The following is a 25883-nucleotide window of genomic DNA, read 5'->3' on the forward strand; positions in this document are numbered from 1 at the left end:
ATGCCCAGTGAGGCTGTTGATCATCGGCGGCTATCCGGTGACGGACGCTAGCAGCACCCAACTGAGATTGTCTAGACCAAATCAAGATCCCCACCGCCCACCGCCCCGCGAGCACCCGGTGAGTCACTTTGCCCTGGAATAAGGCTAGTTGCAGCAACGAACAGCCCTGCTCTAAGCTCCGCTGCCAGTTGCCGACCGCCGACATCCAGCCCCTCCGGTGCGACGGCAGCCGACTTCGCCAGCCGGTCGGCCCGACCGGCCACGGCACCCAGGAGGGCCAGCTTGACCATCCCGGACGAAGGCCTCCCCCCGGAGCGGATCATCGCTTCATTGCTCCGGATCCCGAATTCTCACCGGGTTTTCTCCCTGCCCATCGAAGCGCTGGAGAAGACCCATGGAATAACTATCGAGATCGCCCGCGAGCTCATCGACGCGGGAATTCCGTTTCATGCCGCGGCCGACGGCCCGCTCCTCGACGAGAACGATGTCGCCTCGGCATCGCTCTACCTGCGGCTGCCGTCCGCGCGGCGGAGCATGATGACGTTCTGGCTCCGTGCCCTGCACCGGCTGCGCACGGCCCACGCTCCGTCGGCGCACCGCGTCGAGGTCACCGCGGCCTGCCCCGACCCCGGGCACGACGGCCCCTGCGCCTACGGAGTGGCACTCGACGACGGGCCGCGTTCCGTTTGCCGCGCCGACCGGCCCGAATCCGTTCGGCTGGGAACGCTCAGGACCCCACCGGGCGGCCGCCCGCGTGAACTCCCCACCGTCGTCCGCGATCTGCTCCGCGACTTTCACCACGTCGACTACTACCGGCTGCCCAGGGAGACCACCCGTGACTCCGGCTTCCTGCGACGCACCGGCATGGCCGACTGCACACTGATGGCCCGGGCGCTGGTCGACGAAGGCCTGCGCCACGGCCTGAACGCCCGCTTCGCAGCCGGGCTGATCATCGCCGTCCCCTTCTCCACCGCTCACACCTGGGCCGAGTTCGAGGTGGACGGCGCGTGGCTGCCGGCCGACCCGCTGCTGCCCAGGGCCCTGTCAGCCTGGGGCGTGCCGAAGGCCGGGGACTGGCCGGTGACCCTGGCGCCGAACGGCCTCTTTCACCGACTCGCCGGGGCGCCCCGCGACATGGTCACCCATGCGGGCCGTGCCTGCGGCGTCTCGCTACGGACCAGGGAGGAACCCTCGTGAGACACCTGCACGACCTGCTCGGCCACCAGGCGGGCCTGACGCCCGACGCGCCCGCCGTCGAGGCGGCCGACGGCCGGTACACCTACCGGGAACTGCGGCTGGCCGCCGAGGCCGTGGCCTCGCTGCTGGTCCGCCGCGGCGCGAAGGAAGGGGACCGGGTCCTGCTCCACGGTGCGGGCTCCGGCGCCCTGGCCGCCGCTGTCTACGGCTGCTCCCGGGCCGGTCTCGTAGGCGTCCCGATGCACCCCGGCATCCGTCCGGCCCAGCTCGCGCACATCGTCCAGGACTGCACTCCCGCGCTCGCCCTCGTCGACCCCGCGCTGTCGGACCTCCACCAGGACTCCGGGGTACCGGTCCTGCCGCTGACCATGCCCGTCGGCCCGGTCCCCGGACCGCGACTCCCCGAACCCGGGGCCGACCCCGCCCGGCCGGCCGCGCTGATCTACACCTCCGGCAGTACCGGCGCACCCAAGGCCGTGGTCTCGCCGCACGCCCCGATGCTGTTCGCCGTGCGGGCCATCGCCGAGCGGCTGGGCTACCGCGCCGACGACACGGTGTTCTGCCCGCTGCCGTTCTCCTTCGACTACGGCCTCTACCAGTTGCTGCTGTCGACCTTCGCGGGTGCCCGACTCGTCCTGCCGTCCGCCGTGGACAGCGGCCCGCGCCTGCTGGCCGCGCTCACCGGCAGCGCGGCCACCGTACTGCCGCTGGTGCCCACCATGGCGGCCGCACTCGTCCGGCTCATCGATCGCGCGGGCGCCCCGCCTCCCGGGCTGCGCCTGGTGACGAGTACCGGCGCGGCCTTCTCCGAACCGCTCACGGACGCCCTGCTGGGCGCCCTTCCGGGCACCCGGCTCGCCCTGATGTACGGGCTGACCGAATGCAAACGGGTCTCGGTGCTCACCCCGGAGGAGCGCGCCCACCGGCCCGGCTCGGTGGGACGCCCGCTGTCGGGAACCCAGGTCCTGGTCGTGGACCCCGAAGGCGCCGAGGTACGCCCCGGCGACGAGGGCGAGATCATCGTGCGCGGTCCGCATCTCATGGCGGGCTACTGGCTGTCCGAAGAGCTGACGGCGGCCCGCTTCGCCCGCCGGCCGGACGGGACGGCCGAGCTGCGCACCGGCGACTTCGGCTGGATGGACCGCGAAGGCTTCCTCTACGTGCGGGGCCGCACCGACGACATCTACAAACAGAACGGCTTCCGCGTGGGCGCGATCGAGGTGGAGTGTGCCGCCCTGGCCGTTCCCGGCGTCACCGAGGCGGCCGTGCTGCCGCCGTCGGGCGACCGGCCCGCCTGCCTCTTCCTGGTGACCGGCCGTACCCGAGCGGAGTTCCTGCGCGATCTGAACGACCGCCTGGAGCAGTACAAGGTGCCGCCGATGGTCAGCATCCTGCCCGAGCTGCCCGTCACGGCCCACGGCAAGACCGACCGCGGCCGGCTGGCCGAACTCGCCGGAGGGCACCGATGAACCACAGTGAGCTGGCCGACACGTACGGCACGCCCCTCTACGTCTACGACCTCGACGAGGTCGAGGCCGCCCACCAGGAACTGCGCGCGATCCTGCCCGAGGGGGCGGCCCTCTTCTACTCGCTGAAGGCCAATCCCCATCCGGACATCGCCCGTACGCTCGCGGCCGCGGGATGCCGGGGCGAGGTCAGCTCCACCGGGGAGCTGACCGCGGCCCTGGAGTCGGGGTTCGACCCCGCGGAGATCCTCTACACCGGCCCGGGCAAGACGGCCGGGGAGATCGGGCTCGCGGTCCGTTCCGGGGTCGGCACCTTCTCGGCGGAGTCGCTCCAGGACCTGCGCCGCCTCGGTTCCGTGGCACTGGCCCACGGCCGACGGGCGCGCTGCCTGCTCCGGGTCAACGGCACGCACGGCGGGGGCGGCGGACTGCGGATGACGGGGGTGCCCTCGCAGTTCGGCCTGCCGCTGGAGACCGCCGCCGACTGGGCGCCCGAGGCGGTCGAGGTGCCGGGGGTGGACCTGGCGGGATTCCACGCGTTCGCCATGACGAACGCCGTCGACGAAGAGGCCCTGTTCGGGGAGACCGAGGCGAGTCTGGCCGCGATCATCGAGGTGGCGCTCCGGCACGGGCTTCCGGTGGAGACCCTGGATCTGGGCGGTGGCTTCGCCCACCCGTACGCCGTTCCCGGCGCCAGGCCCCCTTACCCGCGTTTCCGTGAGCGCATGGAAGCCGCCGTGGCCCGGCTGCTGCCCACCGGGGCGAGCACCCCGGTGGAGCTGGCCTTCGAGTCCGGCCGGTATCTCACCGGGGCATGCGGGCAGTTGCTCACCCGGGTGACGGACACGAAGCGCAGCAAGGGCCGCACGTACGTCGTCCTGGATACCGGGGTTCATCATTTCGGCGGTCTCTCCGGTCTGCGGCGGCTCCCACCGGTCGCGGCCGCACCGGTGGACCCGGACGGTTCGCCGGCCGGGCGCCCGCCCGGCGCGACCGAGAGGCTGACCCTCGTCGGACCCCTGTGCACGCCGAGCGATGTGCTGGCCCACGATGCGGTGCTGCCGCTGCCCGAGCCCGGGGATCTGCTGGCGGTCCCCAACGTCGGCGCCTACGGGCTCACCACCGGGCTGCTCGGCTTCCTGAGCCGGCCGACGCCGGTCGAAATCGCCGTTCATCAGGGGCGGTTGGTCAGCGCCAGCTCGCTCCAGCTCCGTCGCACCCCCGCCACCCCAGGGAAAGGAACCTCCACCATGACAGCCTCCTGGCCACCCGCATTCGAGAACGCGCTCCGGCAGAGCCTGCCGCTGCTGGAACCCTCGGAAGCGCTCCTCCCGGACACCAGGCTCGCCGAACTCGGCCTGGACTCGATGGCCACCGTCCAACTGCTGGTGGTGCTGGAGGAAGTGTTCGCCCGGATGCTGCCGGACGAGCTGATCACCCATGACACCTTCGCCACCCCGGCGGACGTGTGGGCGTTCGTCGAGGCCGCAGCGGTGGACGGGGGGTCCGGGTGAGTATCCCAAGTCGACCGGCCCCGGCGCTCGTTGTCCAACGGAGCCGCCGCCGCCGATAGACTCGATCGACCGCGACTGGCGAGGGTGGAGAACCACCGGGGAGCGGCACATTCCGAGGAGCTGACGTCGACCGCCTGGGCGCCTCCCGCAGTTGTTCTGCCGATCCAGGAGACTCACTGTGGACATGCGCTATGGAATCAACCCCCAACAGTCGGCCGCACACGCCGTTCCGGTGAACCCGCAACGCCCGCCGATCCGGCTGTTGCAGGGGCAGCCCTCGTACATCAATCTGCTGGACGCCCTGAACTCCTGGCAACTGGTCGACGAGGCCGCTCGCACCCTGGAGCGGCCGGCCGCCGCCTCGTTCAAGCATGTCTCTCCGGCCGGCGCCGCACTGGCGGGCGAGGTCGACGAGGTGACCGCCCGGCTCCACGACGTGGACCCGGCCTCGGTCGGGGAACTCACCAGCGCCTATCTGCGCGCACGGGACGCCGACCCGAAGTCGTCCTACGGCGACTTCGTCGCCGTGTCCCACGAGGTCGATGTGGAGCTGGCCGAGCTGCTGGCCCGGGTCGTCTCCGACGGGATCGTCGCACCCGGCTACGCCCCCGGCGTACGGGAGATCCTCGCGAAGAAGAAGAACGGCCGCTTCCTCGTCATGGAGGCGGACGCGGGCTTCGAGCCCCCGGACCAGGAGTCCCGGGACGTCTTCGGGATGCGGCTCACCCAGGAGCGTGACCGCGTCGCCCTGACCCCGGACCTCCTGTCGGACGTACAGGTCGGCACCCTGCCGAAGGAGGCGGAGAGCGACCTGCTGCTGGGCCTGGCCGTGCTCCGCCACACCCAGTCCAACTCCGTCTGCTACCTGCGGGACGGCATGACTCTCGGCATCGGCGCCGGACAGCAGTCGCGGGTGGACTGCACCAGGCTGGCCGGCGCCAAGGTCGACACCTGGTGGCTGCGCCGTCATCCGCGTGTGCGGAGCCTCGAATTCCGGCCGGGAGTCCGCCGGCAGGATCGCGTCAACTGGCAGATCCGCTTCATCGAGGGCGATCTGACACCGGACGAGCGCGCGCGCTTCCGTGCGGCGGTCATCGGCGATCCCGGTGAACTCGGCGCCGACGAGCGCACGGAGTGGCTCACCCGGCTCAGCCGGGTCTCCTTCGTCTCGGACGGCTCGCTGCCGTTCAGGGACAACGTCGACCACGCCCGTCGTCACGGTGTCACCAGCATCGCGGAGCCGGGCGGGTCGATCCGCTCGGGCGATGTCGAGGAGGCCTGCCGGGAGCACGGCATCGCCCTGGCCCGCACCGGGCTGCGACTCTTCCACCACTGAGCCCGCCGGTCCGTCCCGGGCGCCGTCCGTCTCACATGGCGGCGCCCCGCTTTTCAACTCCCTTGCAGGTCAAGGGGGTTGAGACGACCAGAGATCACATTTGGTCTAGACAAATACTCCCGGCCTGGCTAGCTTGAAACCACCACCTCAGGGCGATGCGTGAACCAGGCCGCCCGAAGACATGGCACTCGCCCCCGCCGATACGGCACACCGTGTTTCTGCCCCCGGCGAGTCGCCCGGTGCGGCTGACCATGTGAACCCACTGCTGCCCGACAGCGCGCCCACACCTGGAATGACCTGTGACGAACCCTTCTTCCTCCCTGCCCTTCGACGTGCCTGCCAACTGGCAGTTTGTCGACAATGCCCTGGTACGCACCTTCGAGCCGCCCAGCTTCCCCGAGCTTCTGGAAGCGGTCAGCCGCGTCGAGCGGGTCGCCGAAGCGGCGAACCACCACCCCGACATCGAGATCCGCTGGCGGCCGCCCGTGCGCACCGCGGCGGACGACCCGGCGGTGAAACTGCCCGCCGTCCTGTCCCTCGTCCTCCGCTGCAACACCCACACCCTCTCCACCGTGACCCAGGCCGATGCCGCCCTGGCCAAGTCCATCGAGACCGCGCTGAGTCCGGCCGGCTGACAGCCGCCCGTGAAGGAGGAACGCACCGTGCCCACCGCAATCACCACCGTCGGTCCACTGGACATCCACTGGGGGAGCCGCACCTACCTCCTGGCCATCATCAACGCCACCCCCGACTCGTTCAGCGGCGACGGCGTCTACGCCACCTCGGCCGGAGCCGACCGGGCGGTCAGGATCGCCTCGCGTGCGCTGGCCGACGGAGCCGACGTGGTCGACATCGGCGGCGTGCCGACCTTCCCCGGCGCGGCACCGGTGCCGTGGGAGGAGGAGCGCGAGCGGGTCGCCCCGATCGTGCGGGCGATCAGCCAGGAGCTGCCGGTTCCCATCTCCGTCGACACGTGTCAGGCCAAGGTCGCCGAGGCCGCTCTCGACGCCGGCGCCCACATGATCAACAGCTGCTGGGGACTGCGCACCACCGACGGACGCTGGAACGCCGACCTCGCCCGGGTGGTCGCCGAACGCCGGGTCCCCCTCGTCCTGACCCACAACCGCAAGTCCGTCTCCGTCACCGGCCCCAACGGCGGCTACTGGCTGGACGCCGGCTACCAGGACGTCGTCGCCGAGGTCATGGCCGACCTGCGCGACCAGTTGGCCTACGCGCAGGACCAGGGCATCCCCCGCGACCGGCTGATCGCCGACTTCGGACTCGGCATGGGCAAGGCGCCCGCACAGAATCTGGTGCTCTTCCAGAACCTCGAACGCATGCGTGACCTCGACGCCCCGGCGCTCCTGTCGCACTCCCGGAAGAACTTCATCGGCGAGGTCGTCGGCGGCGCCCCCGCCGAGCGGGACGGGGCCACGATCGCCACCACCGCCCTCGGCATCGCGGCGGGTGTCGACATGCTGCGCATCCACAACGTCCCGCTGAACAAGCAGGCCTCGGTCATGTGCGACCGCCTGCTGCGCACCCCGCAGACCGTTCCCGTCGGCTGAGCACGGCGAAACCCGGGCCCTCGGGCCCCGACTCCCGGAGGAACCCATGCCTGTTGCCGCACCTGCCGGTGGGGTGGCCGACCCCGCCGCCGCATGCCATCTGTACGTAGCGCACGAGAACACCGTCGACATGGCGGCGGCCGAACAGGCCGCGGGACTGTTCCTCCAGGCCCTCGGTGTGCCGACCGAATCGGAGAGCCTGCGCGACACTCCGCGCCGGATGGCCAAGGCCTACGCGGAGCTCTTCTCCCCCCGGCCGTTCGACCTGACCACCTTCCCCAACGACGAGGGCTACGACGAGCTCGTCCTGGCCCGGCGCATCCCGCTGCGCTCGGTGTGCGAGCACCACCTCCTGCCCTTCGTCGGGGTCGCCCACGTCGGGTATCTGCCGAAGGACCGCATCCTCGGCCTGTCCAAACTGGCGCGCGTGGTCGAGCACTTCGCCTACCGGCCCCAGGTCCAGGAGCGCCTCACCAAGCAGATCGCCGACTGGCTCGACACCCAGCTCAGCCCCCGGGGCGTCGGCGTGGTCATCGAGGCGGAGCACACCTGCATGAGCCTGCGCGGCGTCCGGGCCGGGGGATCCGACACGGTGACATCCACCTTGCTGGGCACCCTGCGCAGCGACGCCCGATCGCGCCAGGAGTTCCTGGCACTCACCCAGTCCTGAGGGGCGCTTCGAACATGACAACCGCATTGGACTACACGACGATGTTCCGGCTGGACGGCCGCCGGGCGGTCGTCCTGGGCGCCGGCAGCGGCCTCGGCCGGGAGGCCGCCAAGGCGCTGGCGGCCCAGGGGGCCGAAGTCGTCTGCGCCGACATCGACCTGGCCGGGGCCGCCCGGACGGCCGAGCTGGCCGGTCCGAAGACCACCGTTCTGGAGATGGACGTCCTGGACCGCTCCGCGCTGGAGCGGGTGGCGAACGACCTCGGTGAGGTCGACGTCCTGGTGCTCACCGCGGGCACCCATGTCCGCAAGCGGCTGCTCGACTACTCGCCCGAGGAGTTCGACCGCGTGGTCACGCTGAACCTCCGGGGCGCCTTCGACGTGATCCGGGCGTTCGGCGGGCCGATGGCCCGCCGGGGCCGGGGCAGCATCATCGGCTTCTCCTCCATGCGGGCGGTGGCCCTCGAACCCGGCCAGGGCGTCTACTCGGCGAGCAAGGCAGGCGTGACGCAACTGCTCCGGGCGGCGGCGACCGAGTTCGGAACGAGCGGCGTACGGGTCAACGCGATCGCCCCCGGCATCGTGGAGACCCCGCTCACCGCACAGATCATGGCGGAGCCCGACTGGTACCGGGCGTACGCCGAGAAGAGCGTGCTCAACCGGTGGGGCCGCGCGGAGGAGATCGCGGGCGCCGTGGTCTACCTCGCGTCGGACGCGTCCAGCTTCGTCACCGGCGCGGTGCTCGCCGTCGACGGCGGGTGGACGGTCGCCGACGGACGCTTCGAGCCCCCTTCCAGGTGAGCGGCCCGTTGTCCCGCCGTCCGGAGCCGGAACCCACGCTCTAGGAGAACTCATGTACGTATCGGGCGCGAACCATGCCGAGATCGAGCCGCTGGCCGCTCTGGTGCCCACCCTGCGGGCCCACGCCGCCGAGACCGAGCGCCGCCGCAGACTGGTTCCCGAGGTGGTGGAGGCGCTCGGGGACGCGGGGCTGTTCGAACTCGCCGTGGCCAAGCGTCACGGCGGCAAGCAGGCCGGCCTGCCGACTCAGGTGCGGGCACTGGCCGAGCTGGCCCGCGGCTGTGGCTCCACCTCCTGGACCGCCTCCATCTACCTCACCGGCTGCTGGCTGGCCGGTCTGTTCCCGGACCGGGTGGCGGCCGAGGTGTTCGCCGTTCCCGCGACGCCGATATCGGTCAGCCTCAGCCCCACCGGCGTACTCACGGACGGGCCGGGCGGCCTTCGGCTGAACGGCCGATGGGGGTTCAACACCGGTGTCCTGGAGTCCCGCTGGGACATTCTGGGGGCGTTCCGGCAGACCGCGGACGGCGGCCGCGAACAGGTCCTGGTGCTGGTGCCCACGGCCGAACTCCACATCCACGACGACTGGTACGCCAGCGGCCTCCAGGGCACCGGCAGCAATACCGTCGCCTGCGCGGACCTGAATATTCCGGCCGAGCGAGTGCTGCCCTTCCCGACCGGCGCCGCGCTGCCGGGCGGCGCCCCGGAGGCCGCCCCCGACCTGCCCCGCTACGAGGTCTTCCCGCTGTTCTCGACGCTCAACGCAGGAACGCCGCTGGGCATCGCCCGGGCCGCCTTCGAGTTTCTCGTCGAGCGGGCCCCCGGCAGGCAGATCACCTTCAGCCCCTACCCGGACCAGAGTCTCGCCCCGATCACCCACCGGCAGCTCGGTGAGGTCGACCTCAAACTCCGGCTGGCGGACCTGCTCGCCGACGACCTGGCCGGACGCACCGAACGCCTGGGCGCGTCCCACGTACTCCACTCGATCCCCGAGCGCTCGACCGCGAGGTCGTCCGCCGCCCACGTCGCCCGGCTGTGCCGAGAAGCCGTCGAGATCGTCAGCTCCGCCGCCGGCGCGTCGTCCATCCGTTCCGAGGTTCCCATCCAGCGACTGCGGCGTGACATCCAGGCACTCTGCCTGCACGCGGCGCTCAACCCGGACACCGCGCTGGAACTCCAGGGGCGGGTCGCCCTGGGGCTCGACCCGCAGAGCACCTTCCTGTGACGTCGAGCCCGCCCATTCCCACACCGCTCCGGAGGCAGCTCTGATGTCACAAGCACCCGGCACCACCCTGGACGCCGCCGCCCGCTACCACGAGACCGGCTGGTACGCGGCGGACTTCTCCCTCGACCACCGCTCCGTATCGGCACTCCGCAGCCGTATCACCGCGCTCGGCGAGCAGCGGCGCCCCGAGGTCGTACAGGAGAAGGAGGGCGGGGCCACCCGAGCCATCCACGGATGTCATGCGTGGGACGACCTGTGCGCCGCGCTGGTCGGCCTGCCGGAGCTGGTCGGCCTCGCCATGTCCCTGCTGGGAGGCCCGGTCTACACCTACCAGTTCAAGGTCAACTTCAAGCAGCCGTACGAGGGGGCCGCCTGGCCCTGGCACCAGGACTACGCGTTCTGGCAGGAGGAGGACGGCATGCCCCGCCCGGACGCGGTGAACATAGCCATCGCCCTGGACCACGCGCACGAGGGCAACGGGCCGCTGACCGTGATCCCCGGCTCCCATCGGCTGGGACTCCTCGATCTCCCGGCGTCGGACACCCGCACCGGAGACTGGCGGGACCACGTCTCCTCGGACCTCGCGTACACCGTCTCGCCCGACCGGGCCGCCCGGCTGTCCGCCGAGCTCGGCACCGAACTGCTCGTCGGCCCGGCCGGCACCGTGCACGCCTTTCATCCCAGCATCGTTCACTCCTCGACCGACAATCTCTCCCCCGACCGCAGGGCCCTGCTCCTCATCACCTACAACGCCGTGACCAACGCGCCCGCCGCCCCCGCCCGGCCGGACTTCCTGGTGTCCCGTGACATCGCCCCCGTGACGCCCGGTGCGGACGCCCGGCTGACCCTGCGCCAGGTGAGATGACGGCATGACCGGTTACGCGACCCACCCGACCGCGATCACCCGGGTGGCACTGCTGCGGCGAGCCGCCGCGGAGACCCCCGAGCATGTGGTGTTCGAGTCGGTGGACGGCCCCTCCCTGACCTATGCCGACTGGGACGCCCGGTCGGCGGCGCTCGCGCGGTATCTGGCCGAGCGGGGCGCACGCCCGGGCGGCAGGATCGTTCTGGTGTTCCCCCAGGAGGAGTGGGTGCTGTTCGCCTGCTGGCACGCCGCGGCACTCAGAGCGGGAGTCACCGTCCTCCCGGTGTCCGCCCGCTTCACCCCGGCCGAGGTCGCCCAGCTCACGGCGGCGGTAAGGCCTTCGCACGTGGTCTCCGCCGAGCCGCCGGCGGGCCTTCCCGCGGGCGTGGTCCGGCTGGATCCGCATACGGTCCCGGCGCCCGGCGGCCCCGCGCCGGCGGACGCCCCGACGCCCGGGATCTCCGAACTCGTGTGCACCTCCGGTACCACCGGACAGTCCAAGATCATCGCGTGCTCGGAGGCCAACCTGCTCGCCCCGCTCGCCGTCGACGCGGATTCCGGTCTCGTCGTCCCCGCGACGCCGGAGCGGTCGTTGCACTCCACGGTCATCGGAACCGCCGGTGGCCAGCGCATCCTCAACGGCGCCTACACCGGCGGCGGGAGCACCTACATCTCCTTGGCCGACGCGGGTCCACGCCGCTTGCTGGACGCGATCGAGCGGCACCGCCCCGACCGGGTCGGGCTGGTACCCGCGTCCGCCTCCGCACTCCTGGAGTCGGACACCGCCGAGCGCGACCTCGGGAGCGTACGCGTGGTGACCGTGTCGACCGCGGCCGCCACCCCTGCCCTGCTCACCGCCGTCCAACGGCTCTTCCCCCGGGCGGAGGTGGTCCGCATGTACGGCGCCACCGAGATCCTGCCCGCCGGCGCGGCCATGGTCTTCGACCCCGAACAGCCCGACGCCGTCGGCGCTCCGGTCGGCCGGACCCTGATCTCCGTCCGCGACGAGAACTTCACCGAACTGCCGCCGGGTTCCCCCGGCAGGGTCTGGCTGCGCTACGCCGGCGCCCCGCCGCGCAGGCTCTGGGTGTCCCCCGACGACGTCCGGGACCTCGACCGCGAGGGCTGGCTGTGGGCCGGGGACCTGGGGTCGGCCGATGGGGCCGGGCTCCTCCACATCGACGGCCGGGCCGACGACGTACTGAACGTCGGAGGGATGCGGGTGTCGCCGGGCGAGATCGAAGCCGTGCTCGCCGAGCATCCCGCGGTGGCGGAGACCGCTGTCCACGGCGAGCCGGACGGTGCGGCGGGCGACCGGGTCACGGCCCTCGTCGTCACCCGCCGGACGATGGCCGCCGCCGAGCTCCGACGGTTCGCCGCCGCCCGCCTGGCCAGGCACAAGGTCCCTTCCGTGGTCCGGTTCGTACCGGAGCTGCCGCGTGGAGTCACCGGCAAGGTGGCCCGGCACCTCCTGCACCAACCGCACCCCGACCCTTCCGAGCCGACGCCGACACCGACACCGGGGCAGGCCGACCGGACCGATCCGGCGGCCTTCGTCCGCGCGCAGTGGGCACAGCACACCACGGACGTCCTGAATCCCGGTGCGACCTTCTTCGACCTCGGCGGCACCTCCCTCGACGCGATGACGCTGATGACCCGTGTCGAGGAGGAGTTCGGCGTCGAGTTGCCCGCCGACGCCCTCTACACCCACCCGACCCTGACCGAGTTCCTCCGGCTCATGGCCGAACTCACCACCGGGAGCGCGACACCGCTCCCGTCGCCGCGGGGAGAAATGCGCTCATGAACCCCGATACGGTCAGCCCCCAGGACCTCTACGACGCGGTGCTGGCCTCGTCCCGGCCCCGGCACTGGGACGAGGTGTTCGAGCTGGAGAGGGTCCACCGCCTGATGGCGGTGCTCGGCGATCCGCACCGCGGCCTCCCGGTCGTCCATGTCGGCGGCACCGCCGGCAAGGGCTCCACCGCCCGGATGATCGCCGACATGCTGGGTGCCGGAGGACACCGGGTCGGGCTCTACACGAAGCCCCACCTGCGGAGCCTGACCGAACGCTTCCTCGTCGACGGCACGGCGATCGGCGCGGACGAGCTGATGGACCGCGCCCGGAGCCTCGGCCGGCTGATCGACGGCATCGGCCCCACCTGGTTCGAGTCCGTCTCGGCCCTCGCCCTGCGGTATTTCGCCGACGCCGAGGTCGACGTGGCGGTGGTCGAGGTGGGCATGGGAGGCGCCACCGACGCGACCAATGTGGTCGAACCGCTGATCACGGTGGTGACCAATGTCGGCGACGACCACGTCGACATGCTCGGCGGAAGCCTGCGCACGGTCGCCGGTCACAAGGCCGGCATCATCAAGCCCGGCGTGACCGCGGTCAGCGGTGTCACCCAGCCCGACCTGGCCGAGGTGATCCGGGCCCGCGCCGCCGTGACCGGCTCCCGGCTGCTCGAACTCGACCGGGACTTCACCGCGGACGTCGCGTCCATCGACGCCGACGGCACCTCATGGCAGCTGTCCGACACCCGCGGCCGCCGGCGTGACCTGCGGCTGCGGACCCAGGGCCGCCATCAGGTCCGCAACGCCGCCCTCGCGGTGACGGCGGTCGAGGCCCTGAGCGGCCATGGGCTCCCGGTCGCCGAACCGGACTGGACGAGCGCGCTGGCCGCCGTGACCATCCCCGGCCGGCTGGAAACCGTCCGGAGCACGCCCAGGACCGTGCTCGACGGGGCCCACTGCCCACCCAAACTGGCGGCCCTGACCCAGGCCCTCGACGAGATCTACCACGGCTACCGCCGCCGGATAGGGGTGATCGCACTGTCCCCCGGGCATGACAGCGAGCGCTCGCTGGAAGTCGCGGCCGACGCCTTCGATCTCGTGATCGCCACCACCTACCGGGCCACCACCGAATTCGGTGCGATCACCGGCTGCCCCACCCACGAGATCGCCGGCATGCTCGGCCGGCTGCGCCCGGAGCTGCCGGTACATCAAGTTCCGATGCCGTGGGACGCCTACCACCTGGCCCTGTCGCTCGCCGAGGAAACCGATCTGATCTGCGTCACCGGGTCGTTCAACCTCGTCAGCGAGATACGGAACCGGCTCGGGGACCGATGAAGCTGCTTGCCGTTCTCCACAGCCCCGCCGGCAGCGGCAGCGCCACCACGATCCTCAGGATCGCCGGCCACCTCCGCAAGGCCGGCCACTCGGTGCTGCTCGCTCCCGATCCGGGTGATCCCGAGGCCCTGGCCGCGCTGGCGCACAGCCACGACATCGACATGCTGATCGGCACGCACGCCCTGATCTGCGCGGCGTCGTTCAGCGCCACCGGACTGCCGTACGTCATCGTCTTCGGCGGAACGGACCTCAACGAGTACGCTCTCGACCCCGAGGCGCTGGCGACCATGACCCACACCGTCGACCGCGCCGCCGCCCTGGTCGCGTTCAACGCCGACTTCGTACGGCGCTGTCTGAAGCTGTGGCCACACGTGCGGGAGAGGCTCCACCACATCCCGCAGGGGGTGGAGACCCGGCCCGAGCGCGACTTCTCGATGAGGCGGTGGCTGGGGCTGCCGCCCGAATCCGAGCTGCTGCTGCTCCCGTCGGGGCTGCGCCCCGTGAAGGATCCGCTGATGCTCGTCGACTGCGTACGCCGGTGGCACGAGGCCGACCCGAGGATCCACCTGATCATCGCGGGGCTGAGCTACGACGCCGAATTCGAGGGGATCGTCCGCCGCCGGTGCTCGGCCGGCCCCGGGGTCCGCTACGTCGGGCCGCTGCCGCGCGGACTGCTGCACGCGGCGATGCGCGAGTCGACCGCGGTGCTCAACACCTCGCTCAGCGAGTGCAGCCCGAACGCGGTGCTGGAGGCGATGCGTCTGCACTGCCCCGTCGTGGTGCGCGACATCCCCGGCAACACCTGCCTCGTCCGTCACGGGGAGACCGGACTGGTCTTCGACCGGCCTGAAGAGTTCCGCGACCACGTCCAGCGACTGATCGACGACCCCCGACTCCGCGCCGAGCTCGGCCGGGAGGCCGCGAAGTGCGCGCTGGCAGCCCATGGGCCACGCGTGGAGTACACCGCCTACGCGTCGGTCTTCGACGCTCTCGCGAAGAAGCGGTCCGCGCCGCCGTACGGCCGGGCGTCGACGCCGCCACTGGTCGCACAGCCGGTCGGCGGAGGCTGAGCCGTCACCCCGCCACGTTCCTGAACCAGCCGAGGAGAGCCATGCAACTGCGGCCCTGCACCTGCACACCCATGTGCGTACTGCGCAGCACGAACCCGGTCGACATCCGAATGACCCGAACAGGACCGTCACCCTTCGCCCGCCCATCGGTGTACCGCAGCGCGGACACGGGCGGCCACACCATCGCCCGGCGGCTGACGAGATACGCGGTCCTCGCCCACGAACCGACCGTGCGCGAGGTGGCAGCCGACTACTGGCTGCACAGCGAGCCCTACTACCGAGGAGTCATGGCGGAGCTGACGAACCTCGTGGCGCCCCACCCCGCCGCCCGGCTGGCCCTCGCCCGGCTCGTGGACGAACCGGGCGACACCGCGGCCGAGCGCCGGCTGGAGAACGAACTCGAAGCCCTGCTGGACGCCCACCCGGAGCAGGGCCCGCGCGTGGAGCCCACGCTCGGCCACGCCGACGACAACATCTACATCGACTACCACCGCGGCGCCGGCCACCGCTCCGGAGTCGGCCGGGTCCAACTCGCCGACCTGCTCGCCGCGCCCGCGGCCCCGCCGGTCAGGGCCGGCGGCCCCGCCACGGTCTTCGTGATCATCCCGCTGCGGGACACCGGCGACACGGGGCGCATCCGCAATCTCGTGGCGTGTTTGCGGGCGCTCCGGGACCAGTCGCTGTCCGACACGGCCTACCGCGTCACCGTCGTGGAGTCCGACACCGAACCACGCTGGCGGCATGTCGTGGAACCACTGGTCGACCACTACGTCCACATCCCGGGGGACGGCCGTTTCAACAAGTCCTGGACGCTCAACGTCGGCGTCCGCCGCACCCCCGGGGAAGCGCCCCTGATCTGCCTCCTCGACGCGGACCTCCTGGTGGACCGGCAGTTCCTCGAGCGCAACGTGCACCGCTTCCTCGACCCCGGGCACGACGGCCACCTCACGCACACCGAGGCCCTGTCCATGGATGAGGAGTCGAGCAACCGCTTGATCGACGAGCGGTGCTTCGCGGGCGCGTCCGAGCCTCCGCTGACCGCGGCACGCGGCCTGGTGCTGCGTCACGCCCCCGGGGGCTGTGTGTGGATCCGGTCCACGCTGTTCCACCGGATCGGCGGACTGGACGAGCGGTACGCGGGCTGGGGCGGCGAGGACGAGGACATGATCGTGCGGATGGCCGCCGCCGGCTCGATCACGCAGTTCGACGACGTCATGGTCCACCTGGCCCACCGCCGCCCCGCCATGCGGTCATCGGACGGCGAACCGTTCAACGCCCATATCCCGGTCGGAAGCTGGACAGGCGAGGACGGCTACGGCGCACCGGACGGCCCCTCGGTGGGCATCGTCCCCGTCCGCTGAATCCTTCGGACCTTCAGCGGCCGCTCCGCCGTCTCCGCATTACACCCCACCGCTTTACCGAGGCCGGAGAACCCGTCCAGTTCGACGAGGACCTCCCGGTCCTCGCTGCTGATGACGCGGCCGGTACGTACTTCGCCGGCTCGTACGGAGTTCAGGAAGTACTTCGGAGGCTCGCTCGGCATTCCTCCTCGTCGCCGCCGGCCGAAGGCACCCGACCGGCCCGACCGGGCCACCATCGAAGGGGCGGACGGGAGGCTCAAGAGCCACGGCATCAACATCGCCGACCCCCGCAAGCGGCTCGCCCACGGCCGCGTCGCGCAGACCATCCCCCTCGCCCTGATGGTCTGCGGCGCCAACCTGCAACGCCCCTCACGCGCCCGAACCACCCCGCACCCCGAGACCGATCCTCCGCCAGGCAACCGCCCAAAGCCCCGTCCGCGTTCGGACATCACCTCGAACGCACCTCACAAACGCCGAGATCCCGCCCCGCCTTCCGGCGGAACGGGATCTCGTGACGTTTCTTGAGAGCTACTCAAGAACTGTCGGTTGTGGACCTGTGGGGATTTGAACCCCAGACCCCCTCGATGCGAACGAGGTGCGCTACCAGACTGCGCCACAGGCCCTTGCGACGTGTGAAACTCTAGCACCCCCACAGGGGTGCTTGGAAATCCGTTCCTCCGCTGGTCAGCGGTGTCGGGTTTCCCGGGGTTCCGGCACCCCCGCCGCCTCACTCATTGGCCGCACGCGGCCGGTCCTCGTCGTCGTACTGATCGAAGAGCGGGGTCCGGCCCCGGTCGCGGTTGCGGCGGGACTGGTTCGTGCGCTGGCGCGGGGCCGGGTCGACCGCGGGGGTCGTCGGGTGCGACGTGCCGGTCTGGGTGGGCTCGGCCGTGCTGGAGCGGGCCGCGCTCCAGGTCTCCGGGTCGCCGACCTCCACGCCGCCCGTGGCCCGGGGGGCGACGGGTGCGGTGACGTAGGTCGGCAGCGGTACGGGGACGGGCTCCCAGCTGTCGCCCTGGACGCGGCCGCGTTCGCGCTGCTGGTCCACCCACTCCGCGTGGTCCGTCTGCTCGACGAGGGCGCGTCGGCCGGCCTCCTGGGGGGAGACCGTGGGCGTGGGCTCCGGCTCCGCGTGGTGGGCTTCGGAGTCGTCGTCGGGCTCGGCGGGGGCGGGGGCCGCGGGCTGGTGCCTGCGAGGGCGGTTCTCGCGGAGCCGCTGCGCCGCGACCTCGGCCCGGCGGCGGTCCATCGTGAAGGCGAACCGTCGGCGTTCCTGGGCGCGCAGATGCACGATGTACGTGCTCAGCAGCACGGCCGGAGCCGCGGGCGCCCACAGGAATCCGAGGCCGCCGACCGCCGCGACGACCGCGCCGAGGGTGAAGGCCAGGAAGAGGACGACGGTGGTCCGCCTGCGCCGCGCCAGGACCTGGGAGCGCTGGGCGCGCCGGGCCCGCTCGGCGTCGGCCGCGCCGGAGCGGGGGCGTCGCTGGGCGGGGGGCGCGTGTTCCGCGGGGCGCTCCCCGGACCGGCGTTCGTGCGGCTGACGGTCCGGCGGCTGGTGCCGCGCCGGGCGGTCGTGCGCCGGGCGGTCGGAGGCCTGGTGGCCCGGGGTGCGCTCGGGCGCGTGCGCCGGGTCGCTCAGTCTGGCTTCCGTGTGCGCCGGAGGCGCGGCAAAGGCCCGGACGTCCACGGATTCCATACGGTCCGTTTCCCGGTCCGGGTCGACGTCGGGCGCCGCCTCCTCGGCGGTGCGCTCCCGCAGCTCCTTGGCGTACCGGCGCTCCATCGCCGCCCGTCCGGACAGCAGCCGGATGGCGGTGCTGAAGCGTTCCGTCGGACGGGCCTCGTTGAGCTCGTCCTGCCTGCGGAGCCACATCGGCACCAAGTAGGCGGCCCAGGCCCCGACGATGACTGCGTAGATGAGGCCGCTGCTGCTCACGCTCACACCGTAGAGGGGTTTGCGCGGAAGGATCCGCCAATTGGCCCGGTGTGTCGCACGATCCGGCTGATATCACGGACTTTTTTTGTGATTGTTCGGATCAACAGCCGCCGATAGCCCGACCCATTGCGGTCACGGGCGATCAAATTCGAACACTTATTTTATTTGTCCGGAGCGGGGCCGTGGTCCCGCGGCGGCACGGGGCGCGACCTGCGCCAGCGCCGGAGCATCCCCTCGGGCACTTCCTCGGCGGTGAGGGCGAAGATCAGATGGTCGCGCCAGGCGCCGTCGATGTGGAGATAGCGCGGGCGCACGCCCTCGGAACGGAATCCGAGTTTCTCCACCACTCTGCGGCTGGGCGCGTTCTCCGGGCGAATGCAGACCTCGATGCGGTGCAGGCCCACCGAGCGGAAGCAGTGGTCCACGGCGAGTGCCACGGCCGTCGGCATGACCCCGCGCCCGGCGACGGACTGGTCGACCCAGTAGCCGATATGACCGGAGCACATCGAGCCCCAGGTGATCCCCGCGACCGTGAGCTGGCCGACGAGCCGGCCCTCGTACTCGATGGCGAACGGCAGCATCCGCCCCGCGTTCGCCTCGGCGCGCAGATGGCGGACCATCTGCCGGTACGTGGGGCGCTGCGCCATCGGACCGCCGGGGGCGGGCGGCGGGACGGTGGCCTCCCAGGGGCGCAGCCAGTCGCGGTTGCGCCGGTTGACCTCACGCCACACCCGCTGGTCACGCATCTTTATCGGGCGCAGGACGATCTCGCCGTCGGTCAGCGTCACCGGCCAGGTCGCGATGTTCAGCTCGGGCTCCCCGGTCGGGGGTGATCGCCGCCGCGGAGCTGGTCGACGGCGTGCACCAGGAGCCGGCCGAGGACCGCGAGCCCGTCCTTCACCCCGCCGGTGGATCCGGGGAGGTTGACGATCAGGGTGCGGGAGGCCACACCGGCCAGGCCCCGGGAGAGGGCGGCGGTCGGGACCTTGGCGATCCCCTCGGCCCGGATCGCCTCCGGGATGCCGGGGATCTCGTGGTCGAGGACGCGGCGGGTGGCCTCGGGGGTGGCGTCGGTGGGCGAGATGCCCGTACCGCCGGTGGTGACGATCACGTCGTACCCGGCGGCGACGCCCGCGCGCAGGGCCGCCTCGACCGGGTCGCCGTCGGGGACGACCTGCGGTCCTTCGACCGTGAAGCCGAGGCCGGTCAGCGCCTCGGCGATCAAGGGGCCGCCCTTGTCCGCGTACACCCCGGCGGAGGCCCGGTTGGAGGCGGTGACGACGAGGGCGCGGTACGAGGAGTGCGCCGGCGCGCCCGTGGGCCCGGGCGGCGTCACGCGTCCGGTCCCGACGGGTCCGACGGTGCGGTGCGCCGGTAGTCGCCGGACTTGCCGCCCGACTTCGCCTCGACCCGTACGTCGGTGATGACCGCGTTCTTGTCGACCGCCTTGATCATGTCGACGACGGTCAGGGCCGCCACCGACACCGCGGTCAGGGCCTCCATCTCGACGCCCGTGCGGTCCGTCGTCTTCACGGTGGCCGTGATCTCCACCGCGTCGTCGGCCACGCTCAGGTCGACCGTCACGCCGGAGACGGCCAGCGGATGGCAGAGCGGGATCAGCTCCGGGGTGCGCTTGGCCCCCATGATCCCGGCGATCCGGGCGGTGGCGAGGGCGTCGCCCTTGGGGACTCCCTCGCCACGCAGCAGCTCGATCACGCGCGGCGAGACGAGCACCCGGCCGCCGGCGCGGGCGACGCGGGTGGTGACGTCCTTCTCCGACACGTCGACCATGCGGGCCGCGCCCGCCTCGTCGATGTGCGTCAGCCTGTTCTGCGTACTCAACTCACTCCGCCTAGCGGTAGGGGCGCCGATGGGCCTCGGGGAACCGGAGGGGGTCCCCCGGAAGGCACGGCGGCAGATACCGTACCGCCACCGGGCGGCGGTCAGCCGAGCAGGATCACGTCCGTCTCCGTGCCGGGCTCGACCGAGGTGACGTCCTCGGGCACCACGATCAGCGCGTCCGCCTGCGCGAGCGCGGCGATCAGATGCGATCCGGAACCGCCGACGGGAGTGACCGTGCCCGCCTCCGCGTCGTAACGGCCGCGCAGGAACTGGCGGCGGCCGTCCGGCGAGGTGAGCGCCTTGTCCGCGCTCAGCTCGGCGCGGGCGGTGGGGCGGTGCACGTCGGTGAGGCCCATCAGGGCGCGGATGGCGGGGCGGACGAACAACTCGAAGGAGACGTAGGAGGAGACCGGGTTGCCCGGCAGGGCCAGCAGCGGGGTGTGGTCCGGGCCGATCGAACCGAAGCCCTGCGGCTTGCCCGGCTGCATGGCGAGCTTGCGGAACTCGATCCCGCTGCCCGGCTCGTCCTCGTCGCCGACGGAGGACAGCGCCTCCTTGACGACGTCGTACGCGCCGACGCTGACGCCGCCCGTGGTGACGACGATGTCCGCGCGGATCAGCTGGTCCTCGATCGTGGCGCGGAGCGTCTCGGCGTCGTCGGCGACCGCGCCGACCCGGTAGGCGATGGCTCCGGCGTCCCGGGCGGCGGCCGTCAGCGCGAAGCTGTTGGAGTCGTAGATCTGACCGCCCTTCAGCGTCTCGCCGGGCTGGACCAGTTCGCTGCCGGTGGACAGGACGACCACCCGGGGGCGGGGCCGTACGACCACGGTGGAGCAGCCGATCGCCGCGAGCAGCCCGATCTGCGGCGGGCCGACGACCGACCCGGCGGCCAGCGCCAGATCGCCCGGCTTGACGTCGCTGCCGCGCTCGCGCACATGGGCACCGGCCACGACGGGCCGGTACACCCTGACCTCGCCGGTGGCGCCCTCGGGCGCGTCGCTGTGGGCGCGCATGGTGGCGGCCGGGCCCTCGCCCGTACCGCCGTCGGTCCACTCGACCGGGACCACGGCCTCCGCACCGGCGGGCAGCGGTGCGCCCGTCATGATGCGGGCGGCCTGTCCCGGTCCCACGACCTGGTCGTCGGCGAGCCCCGCACTGCCCGCGGCGACGTCGCCGATGACGGTGAGGACCGCGGGGAACTCCTCGCTCGCGCCCTCGACATCGGCGACGCGGACCGCGTAACCGTCCATGGAGCTGTTGTCGAACGGCGGCAGGGCCACCTCCACGACGACGTCCTTGACGAGGACGCAGCCCTGGGCGTCCGGCAGCTGCAGCTCGATGGGCTCCAACGGCCGCACCGCGGCGAGGATGTCGTCCAGGTGCTCGTCCACCGACCAGATCGTGCTGCTCACAGGGTTACATCTCCTCAGCGACGTACTTACGCAGCCAGGTCCGGAAGTCCGGCCCCAGGTCTTCACGTTCGCACGCCAGTCTGACAATGGCGCGCAGATAGTCGCTGCGGTCGCCGGTGTCATAGCGGCGGCCCTTGAAGACGACGCCGTGCACGGGGCCGCCGATCTTCTCGTCCGCGGCGAGCAGCTGGAGCGCGTCGGTGAGCTGGATCTCGCCGCCGCGGCCCGGCTCGGTGTGTCGCAGTATGTCGAAGACGGCGGGGTCCAGGACGTACCGGCCGATGATGGCGAGGTTGCTGGGGGCGTCGGCCGGGTCCGGCTTCTCGACCAGGTCGGTGATGCGGACCACGTCGCTGTCGACGGTGGCGTCCGCGGCGGCGCAGCCGTAGAGGTGGACCTGCGAGGGGTCGACCTCCATCAGCGCGATGACGCTGCCGCCCTCGCGCTCCTGGACCTCGACCATCCGGGCCAGCAGTGCGTCGCGCGGGTCGATCAGGTCGTCGCCGAGGAGCACCGCGAAGGGCTGGTCGCCCACGTGCGGGGCGGCGCACAGCACGGCGTGTCCGAGGCCCCGGGGGTCGCCCTGGCGCACGTAGTGCATGGTGGCGAGGTCGCTGGACTCCTGGACCTTGGCGAGGCGTTCGGCGTCGCCCTTGCGGGTGAGCGCGGACTCCAGCTCGTAGTTGCGGTCGAAGTGGTCCTCAAGAGGGCGCTTGTTGCGGCCGGTGATCATCAGCACGTCGGAGAGGCCCGCTGCCACGGCCTCCTCGACGACATACTGAATGGCCGGCTTGTCGACGACAGGCAGCATCTCTTTCGGAGTGGCCTTCGTGGCGGGCAGGAACCGGGTACCGAGACCTGCTGCCGGGATGACGGCCTTGCTGATCCTGGAGGGCGACTGAGTCATGTGCAGACCTTAACGGCTGCACACGGCCGGAAGCTGATATTCCGGTTAACTTCGTCCTTAAATATGCCCATACGAGAATCGTGCGAGTCTGCTGTGAACACCGACAAGTCCGGAAAGGCGTCCGCGAAGAGCTCCCTGCGGCGCGAACTGCTCGCCGCGCGGGCCCTCCTGACTAAGGAGGACGCCGTCCGGGCCGCCGCGGTTCTCGCCGCCGAGGCGCTGGGCCTGCCCGAACTGGCCGACGCCCGTACGGTCGCCGCGTATGTCTCCGTGGGGCGTGAGCCGGGCACCCGTGCCCTCCTGGAAGCGCTGCGCGGGCGCGGCGTGCGGGTGCTGCTGCCGGTCCTCCTGGCCGACAACGACCTGGACTGGGCGGTCTACGAGGGTCCGGAGCACCTGCTGCCGGCCGGGCGGGGGCTCCTTGAGCCGGACGGCCCACCCCTCGGCCCCGCCGCCGTCCTGGACGCCGACACGGTGCTGCTGCCCGGCCTGGCGGTGGACGGGGCCGGGATGCGGCTCGGGCGGGGCGGCGGCAGCTACGACCGGGTGCTGGCCCGGCTGACGGCCGCCGGGGCGCACCCGTCGCTCGTCGTCCTCCTGTACGACGACGAGGTGGTCGCGCGGGTCCCCTCGGAACCGCACGACCACCCCGTGGACGCCGTGGTCACACCGGCCGGAGCGCGGCGCTTCGTGAGCCGTCCGTAGCCACCGGAGCTACCGGAGCAGCTACGGGAGCCACCGGTTTCGGCGGCTACGGTTTCAGCGTCAGCGTGTCGACGGTGGACGCGTCGACCGCGTCCGTACCGAAGGACCAGTCGAGCAGTTCACCGTCGACCCACTTGTCGGTCTGGTCGGTGTAGTGCGCGCTGAACGCGTGCCCGGAGGCCCCGCTGAGGTTGATCCAGCGGGACTTGTCCCAGTCACCCACGTTGACGACCATGCGCATCGACGGCACCCAGACGACCTCGTAACCACTCGCCGCGTTCCAGCCGGTGGCGTTGACCGCCGCCTCGCCGCCGCCGAGGTTCCAGGGGCCGCGGTTGAGCGCCCGCTGGAGCAGGCCGGGGCCCTCGGTACCGAGGGTCTGGTTCTTCAGCGTCAGCCGGTGCAGCCGGCCCCAGCTCCAGGTGTCGATGTTCTTGCCGAGCTTGGAGGTCAGCTCCCAGCGGGCGTCCTCCATCGCCCGGGCGAACAGGTCGTCCCGGCTCTCCAGGGCGTCCTCGCGGCCCCGGGCGGGCGCCTTCCACCACGCGTTGTCCTGGTCGTCCACGATGTCGCGGACCACCTGGAACCAGCGGTCGCCGCCGTCCGGCTGCGCGGTGTCGCCGTCGCGCTGACCGCACTCGCGCACGAGCTTCTTCTGCTGGTCGGCCGGGCCGCTGTTCTTGGCCGGCGGCACATTGATGCAGTCGCCCTCGACCCGCATCTCCTTGGGCAGCTTGTTGCCGAAGGCGAGCTTCAGAATGTTGCGCCAGACGCCGTTGAAGTACGCGGCGGCCGCCGAGTCGGATTCCTGGGAGTAGTCCCAGCCCTCCAGCAGCTTCTGGGCCTCGCGGACGCTCGGGTCCGAGATGTTGATCTTCTTCAGCTCGGGCACCAGCAGCGCCGCGATCTCGCTGAAGTTGTCCATCTGCATCTTCTGCATGTCATCGGTCGAGACCTTCTCGCCACCCTTGATCTTCTGGGTCAGGAGGTCGTTGATCCGCTGACTGCGGGCGCCGTAGCCCCAGTCCTTGGTCAGGAGGTGGGGGTACTTCTTCTCGTCGATGACGGCCTGGTTGGCGGTGACGATGAAGCCGCGGTCCGGGTTGTACTCGTAGGGCAGCTCATCGAAGGGGATGTAGCCCTTCCACCCGTACTTCGGGTCCCAGCCCGGGGCCGGGGCCGTTCCGTCGTAGCCCGCGGAGCGGACCGGGATCTTACCGGGGGCCTGGTAGCCGATGTTGCCGTCGGTGTCGGCGTAGATGAGGTTCTGCGAGGGGACCTCGAAGTTCTCGGCGGCCGCCCGGAAGGTGGTGAAGTCCTTGGCCCGGTTGAGCGCGAAGACCGCGTCCATGGACTTGCCCGGCTCCAGCGCGGTCCACTTCAGCGCCACCGCGTAGCCGTCGGCCCGGTCGGGGGCCGCGTTGCTGACAGGCGCCTTCTGGCCGACCTTGTCCAGCTCCTTGCTGCGGTCGGAGACCAGGGGACCGTTGTTCGTCTCACGGACCGTGATCGTCCGGTCCCGGCCGCCGGCGACCTTGATGGTCTCCTCGCGGGTCTTGAAGGACTTGGTCTTCCCGTCGTACAGATAGCCGTCGCCGGAGACCTTCTCCAGGAAGAGGTCGGTGACGTCGGCGCCCAGGTTGGTGAGGCCCCACGCGATGTCCTGGTTGTGGCCGATGATCACACCGGGCATGCCGGAGAACGTGTATCCGGCCGTGTCGTACTGGCAGGTCTTGGAGAGCTCCCGGCAGTGCAGCCCCATCTGGTACCAGAGGGAGGGCAGCATCGGTGCGAGGTGCGGGTCGTTCGCGAGCAGCGCCTTGCCGGACGTCGTGTGCTTGCCGTCGACGACCCAGGAGTTCGAGCCGATGCCGTTGCCGTTGGGGCCGAGCAGCGCCGGGATCTCGTCGAGGGTGTCGGAGAGGGCGGAGAGCTGGGTGTTCAGGCCCTCGGTGGCGCCCTCGGGGGTCGTGGCGCCGACGTTGTCCGACGGGGTCGCCTCGGGGTCGAACTTGCCGGTGACCGGGGAGATCGCGCCCTGCTCGACGATCGGTTTGTGCTGCTTGTACGGGTAGCCGGGGTACAGGTCCTTGATCTGGTCCTGGTCGAGGCGGCTGGTCAGCAGCGACCGGTCGATCTCGTCCTGCATGTTGCCGCGCAGGTCCCAGGCCATCGCCTTGAGCCAGGCCACCGAGTCGACCGGGGTCCACTCGCCGGGCTTGTAGTCGTTGGTGAAGCCCAGCGCCGCGTACTCGACCGAGATGTCCCGGCCTTCCTTGCCCTTCAGATACGCGTTGACGCCCTCCGCGTACGACTGGAGGTTCTTCTTGGTGCCCTCGTCGAGGACCTCGTCGTACTCCTTCTGCGCCACCTGCCGCCAGCCGAGCGTGCGCAGGAAGGAATCGGTCTCCACCTGGCCGGAACCGAACATCTCGGAGAGCCGGCCGGACGTCATGTGCCGCCGGACGTCCATCTCCCAGAAGCGGTCCTGGGCCTGGACGAAGCCCTGGGCGCGGAAGAGGTCGGCGTCGGTGTCCGCGTAGATCTGCGGAATTCCGTAGGAGTCGCGTTTGACCTCGACGTCGCCGCTGAGGCCGTCGAGCGTCATCGAGCCGGTGGTCTGCGGGTACGAGGCCCGCACGGTGGACACGGACCAGTACGCCCCGTACCCGACACCCGCGACGAGCGCCAGCACCAGGACGAGCACGATCAGGCGGGCGCGTCGCCCCTTCTTCCTGCCGGGCTTCTTCGCGTCGGAAGGGCCGGAAGAGGCGGTTGTGTTGGCGGGCATCGCTGTCCTTCGAGGGGCAGGGTGGTCCTGGGAGTGCAGGAGCAACCATAGGCGCAGCGGAGAAGCCACTCGGACGCGGTATAGGGATG

22 protein-coding genes, 1 tRNA gene and 1 riboswitch are annotated in these 25883 nt (G+C 71.4%); of the genes, 15 read left to right on the forward strand and 8 right to left on the reverse strand.

Annotation, left to right across the window (positions count from 1 at the left end; genetic code table 11):
• Window positions 1-282 precede the first annotated feature (282 nt).
• The 14 genes from ACIQPT_RS07650 (at window position 283) to ACIQPT_RS07715 (ending at window position 16198) form a co-directional block, all read left to right on the forward strand.
• Window positions 283-1197: a transglutaminase domain-containing protein gene (locus ACIQPT_RS07650; RefSeq protein ID WP_401153612.1), complete on the forward strand. Its 915-nt coding sequence runs from the start codon at window positions 283-285 to the stop codon at window positions 1195-1197.
• Window positions 1194-2666 (forward strand): class I adenylate-forming enzyme family protein, encoded by a 1473-nt coding sequence (locus ACIQPT_RS07655; protein ID WP_401153613.1) that lies wholly within the window; start codon window positions 1194-1196, stop codon window positions 2664-2666. Before ACIQPT_RS07650 ends, ACIQPT_RS07655 begins: the two co-directional genes overlap by 4 nt.
• On the forward strand, window positions 2663-4177 hold the full coding sequence (locus tag ACIQPT_RS07660) for a phosphopantetheine-binding protein (RefSeq protein ID WP_401153614.1): 1515 nt from the start codon (window positions 2663-2665) through the stop codon (window positions 4175-4177). Before ACIQPT_RS07655 ends, ACIQPT_RS07660 begins: the two co-directional genes overlap by 4 nt.
• A gap of 61 nt (window positions 4178-4238) precedes the next feature.
• A riboswitch (ZMP/ZTP riboswitch) is annotated at window positions 4239-4324 on the forward strand.
• A gap of 31 nt (window positions 4325-4355) precedes the next feature.
• Window positions 4356-5513 (forward strand): phosphoribosylaminoimidazolecarboxamide formyltransferase, encoded by a 1158-nt coding sequence (locus tag ACIQPT_RS07665; RefSeq protein ID WP_401153616.1) that lies wholly within the window; start codon window positions 4356-4358, stop codon window positions 5511-5513.
• 299 nt (window positions 5514-5812) lie between these two features.
• Window positions 5813-6148 carry a 4a-hydroxytetrahydrobiopterin dehydratase gene (locus ACIQPT_RS07670; protein WP_401153618.1) on the forward strand — a complete coding sequence of 112 codons (336 nt, stop codon included), beginning with the start codon at window positions 5813-5815 and terminating at the stop codon, window positions 6146-6148.
• 27 nt (window positions 6149-6175) lie between these two features.
• Window positions 6176-7081, forward strand: coding sequence for a dihydropteroate synthase (folP, locus tag ACIQPT_RS07675; protein WP_401153620.1), 906 nt, complete (start codon window positions 6176-6178; stop codon window positions 7079-7081).
• Window positions 7082-7211: 130 nt separating this feature from the next.
• Window positions 7212-7751, forward strand: coding sequence for a GTP cyclohydrolase I FolE (gene folE, locus ACIQPT_RS07680; RefSeq protein ID WP_401154176.1), 540 nt, complete (start codon window positions 7212-7214; stop codon window positions 7749-7751).
• Window positions 7752-7765: 14 nt separating this feature from the next.
• On the forward strand, window positions 7766-8551 hold the full coding sequence (locus ACIQPT_RS07685; protein WP_401153622.1) for an SDR family NAD(P)-dependent oxidoreductase: 786 nt from the start codon (window positions 7766-7768) through the stop codon (window positions 8549-8551).
• Window positions 8552-8603: 52 nt separating this feature from the next.
• Window positions 8604-9776 (forward strand): acyl-CoA dehydrogenase family protein, encoded by a 1173-nt coding sequence (locus ACIQPT_RS07690; protein ID WP_401153623.1) that lies wholly within the window; start codon window positions 8604-8606, stop codon window positions 9774-9776.
• Window positions 9777-9819: 43 nt separating this feature from the next.
• Window positions 9820-10641: a phytanoyl-CoA dioxygenase family protein gene (locus ACIQPT_RS07695; RefSeq protein WP_401153625.1), complete on the forward strand. Its 822-nt coding sequence runs from the start codon at window positions 9820-9822 to the stop codon at window positions 10639-10641.
• Window positions 10642-10645: 4 nt separating this feature from the next.
• The gene (locus ACIQPT_RS07700; RefSeq protein ID WP_401153627.1) at window positions 10646-12445 is read left to right on the forward strand and encodes an AMP-binding protein; all 1800 of its coding nucleotides are present in this window, start codon (window positions 10646-10648) and stop codon (window positions 12443-12445) included.
• A complete protein-coding gene (locus ACIQPT_RS07705; RefSeq protein WP_401153628.1) occupies window positions 12442-13767 on the forward strand; it encodes a bifunctional folylpolyglutamate synthase/dihydrofolate synthase in 1326 nt (441 codons plus the stop codon). The genes ACIQPT_RS07700 and ACIQPT_RS07705 overlap by 4 nt, the downstream gene beginning before the upstream one ends.
• Window positions 13764-14837, forward strand: a complete 1074-nt coding sequence (locus ACIQPT_RS07710; protein ID WP_401153630.1) for a glycosyltransferase — start codon at window positions 13764-13766, stop codon at window positions 14835-14837. Before ACIQPT_RS07705 ends, ACIQPT_RS07710 begins: the two co-directional genes overlap by 4 nt.
• 149 nt (window positions 14838-14986) lie before the next feature.
• Window positions 14987-16198 carry a glycosyltransferase gene (locus ACIQPT_RS07715; RefSeq protein WP_401153632.1) on the forward strand — a complete coding sequence of 404 codons (1212 nt, stop codon included), beginning with the start codon at window positions 14987-14989 and terminating at the stop codon, window positions 16196-16198.
• 549 nt (window positions 16199-16747) lie between these two features.
• Here the strand turns inward: ACIQPT_RS07715 and ACIQPT_RS07720 are convergent.
• The 7 genes from ACIQPT_RS07720 to galU form a co-directional block, all read right to left on the reverse strand.
• A tRNA-Ala gene (locus ACIQPT_RS07720) sits at window positions 16748-16821 on the reverse strand.
• Between the two features lie 104 nt (window positions 16822-16925).
• Entirely contained in the window at window positions 16926-18137 is a 1212-nt protein-coding gene (gene glpR, locus ACIQPT_RS07725) for a gephyrin-like molybdotransferase receptor GlpR (protein ID WP_401153634.1), read from the reverse strand.
• A gap of 161 nt (window positions 18138-18298) precedes the next feature.
• A complete protein-coding gene (locus ACIQPT_RS07730; RefSeq protein WP_401153636.1) occupies window positions 18299-18925 on the reverse strand; it encodes a GNAT family N-acetyltransferase in 627 nt (208 codons plus the stop codon).
• 17 nt (window positions 18926-18942) lie between these two features.
• Window positions 18943-19473 carry a molybdenum cofactor biosynthesis protein B gene (locus ACIQPT_RS07735; protein WP_401153637.1) on the reverse strand — a complete coding sequence of 177 codons (531 nt, stop codon included), beginning with the start codon at window positions 19471-19473 and terminating at the stop codon, window positions 18943-18945.
• Entirely contained in the window at window positions 19470-19979 is a 510-nt protein-coding gene (gene moaC / locus ACIQPT_RS07740; RefSeq protein ID WP_401153639.1) for a cyclic pyranopterin monophosphate synthase MoaC, read from the reverse strand. Before moaC ends, ACIQPT_RS07735 begins: the two co-directional genes overlap by 4 nt.
• Before the next feature lie 101 nt (window positions 19980-20080).
• The gene (gene glp, locus ACIQPT_RS07745; RefSeq protein WP_401153641.1) at window positions 20081-21391 is read right to left on the reverse strand and encodes a gephyrin-like molybdotransferase Glp; all 1311 of its coding nucleotides are present in this window, start codon (window positions 21389-21391) and stop codon (window positions 20081-20083) included.
• 4 nt (window positions 21392-21395) lie between these two features.
• A complete protein-coding gene (gene galU, locus ACIQPT_RS07750) occupies window positions 21396-22298 on the reverse strand; it encodes a UTP--glucose-1-phosphate uridylyltransferase GalU (RefSeq protein ID WP_103511285.1) in 903 nt (300 codons plus the stop codon).
• A 93-nt stretch (window positions 22299-22391) separates the two neighbouring features.
• Here galU and ACIQPT_RS07755 point away from each other — a divergent pair, with 93 nt between their 5' ends.
• Window positions 22392-23003 (forward strand): 5-formyltetrahydrofolate cyclo-ligase, encoded by a 612-nt coding sequence (locus ACIQPT_RS07755; RefSeq protein ID WP_401153642.1) that lies wholly within the window; start codon window positions 22392-22394, stop codon window positions 23001-23003.
• Window positions 23004-23049: 46 nt separating this feature from the next.
• On the opposite strand, the gene ACIQPT_RS07760 is transcribed toward ACIQPT_RS07755, so the two are convergent.
• The gene (locus ACIQPT_RS07760; RefSeq protein WP_401153644.1) at window positions 23050-25794 is read right to left on the reverse strand and encodes a penicillin acylase family protein; all 2745 of its coding nucleotides are present in this window, start codon (window positions 25792-25794) and stop codon (window positions 23050-23052) included.
• Window positions 25795-25883 lie beyond the last annotated feature (89 nt).

The organism is Streptomyces sp. NPDC091289, assembly GCF_044757365.1.
Lineage (GTDB): Bacteria > Actinomycetota > Actinomycetes > Streptomycetales > Streptomycetaceae > Streptomyces.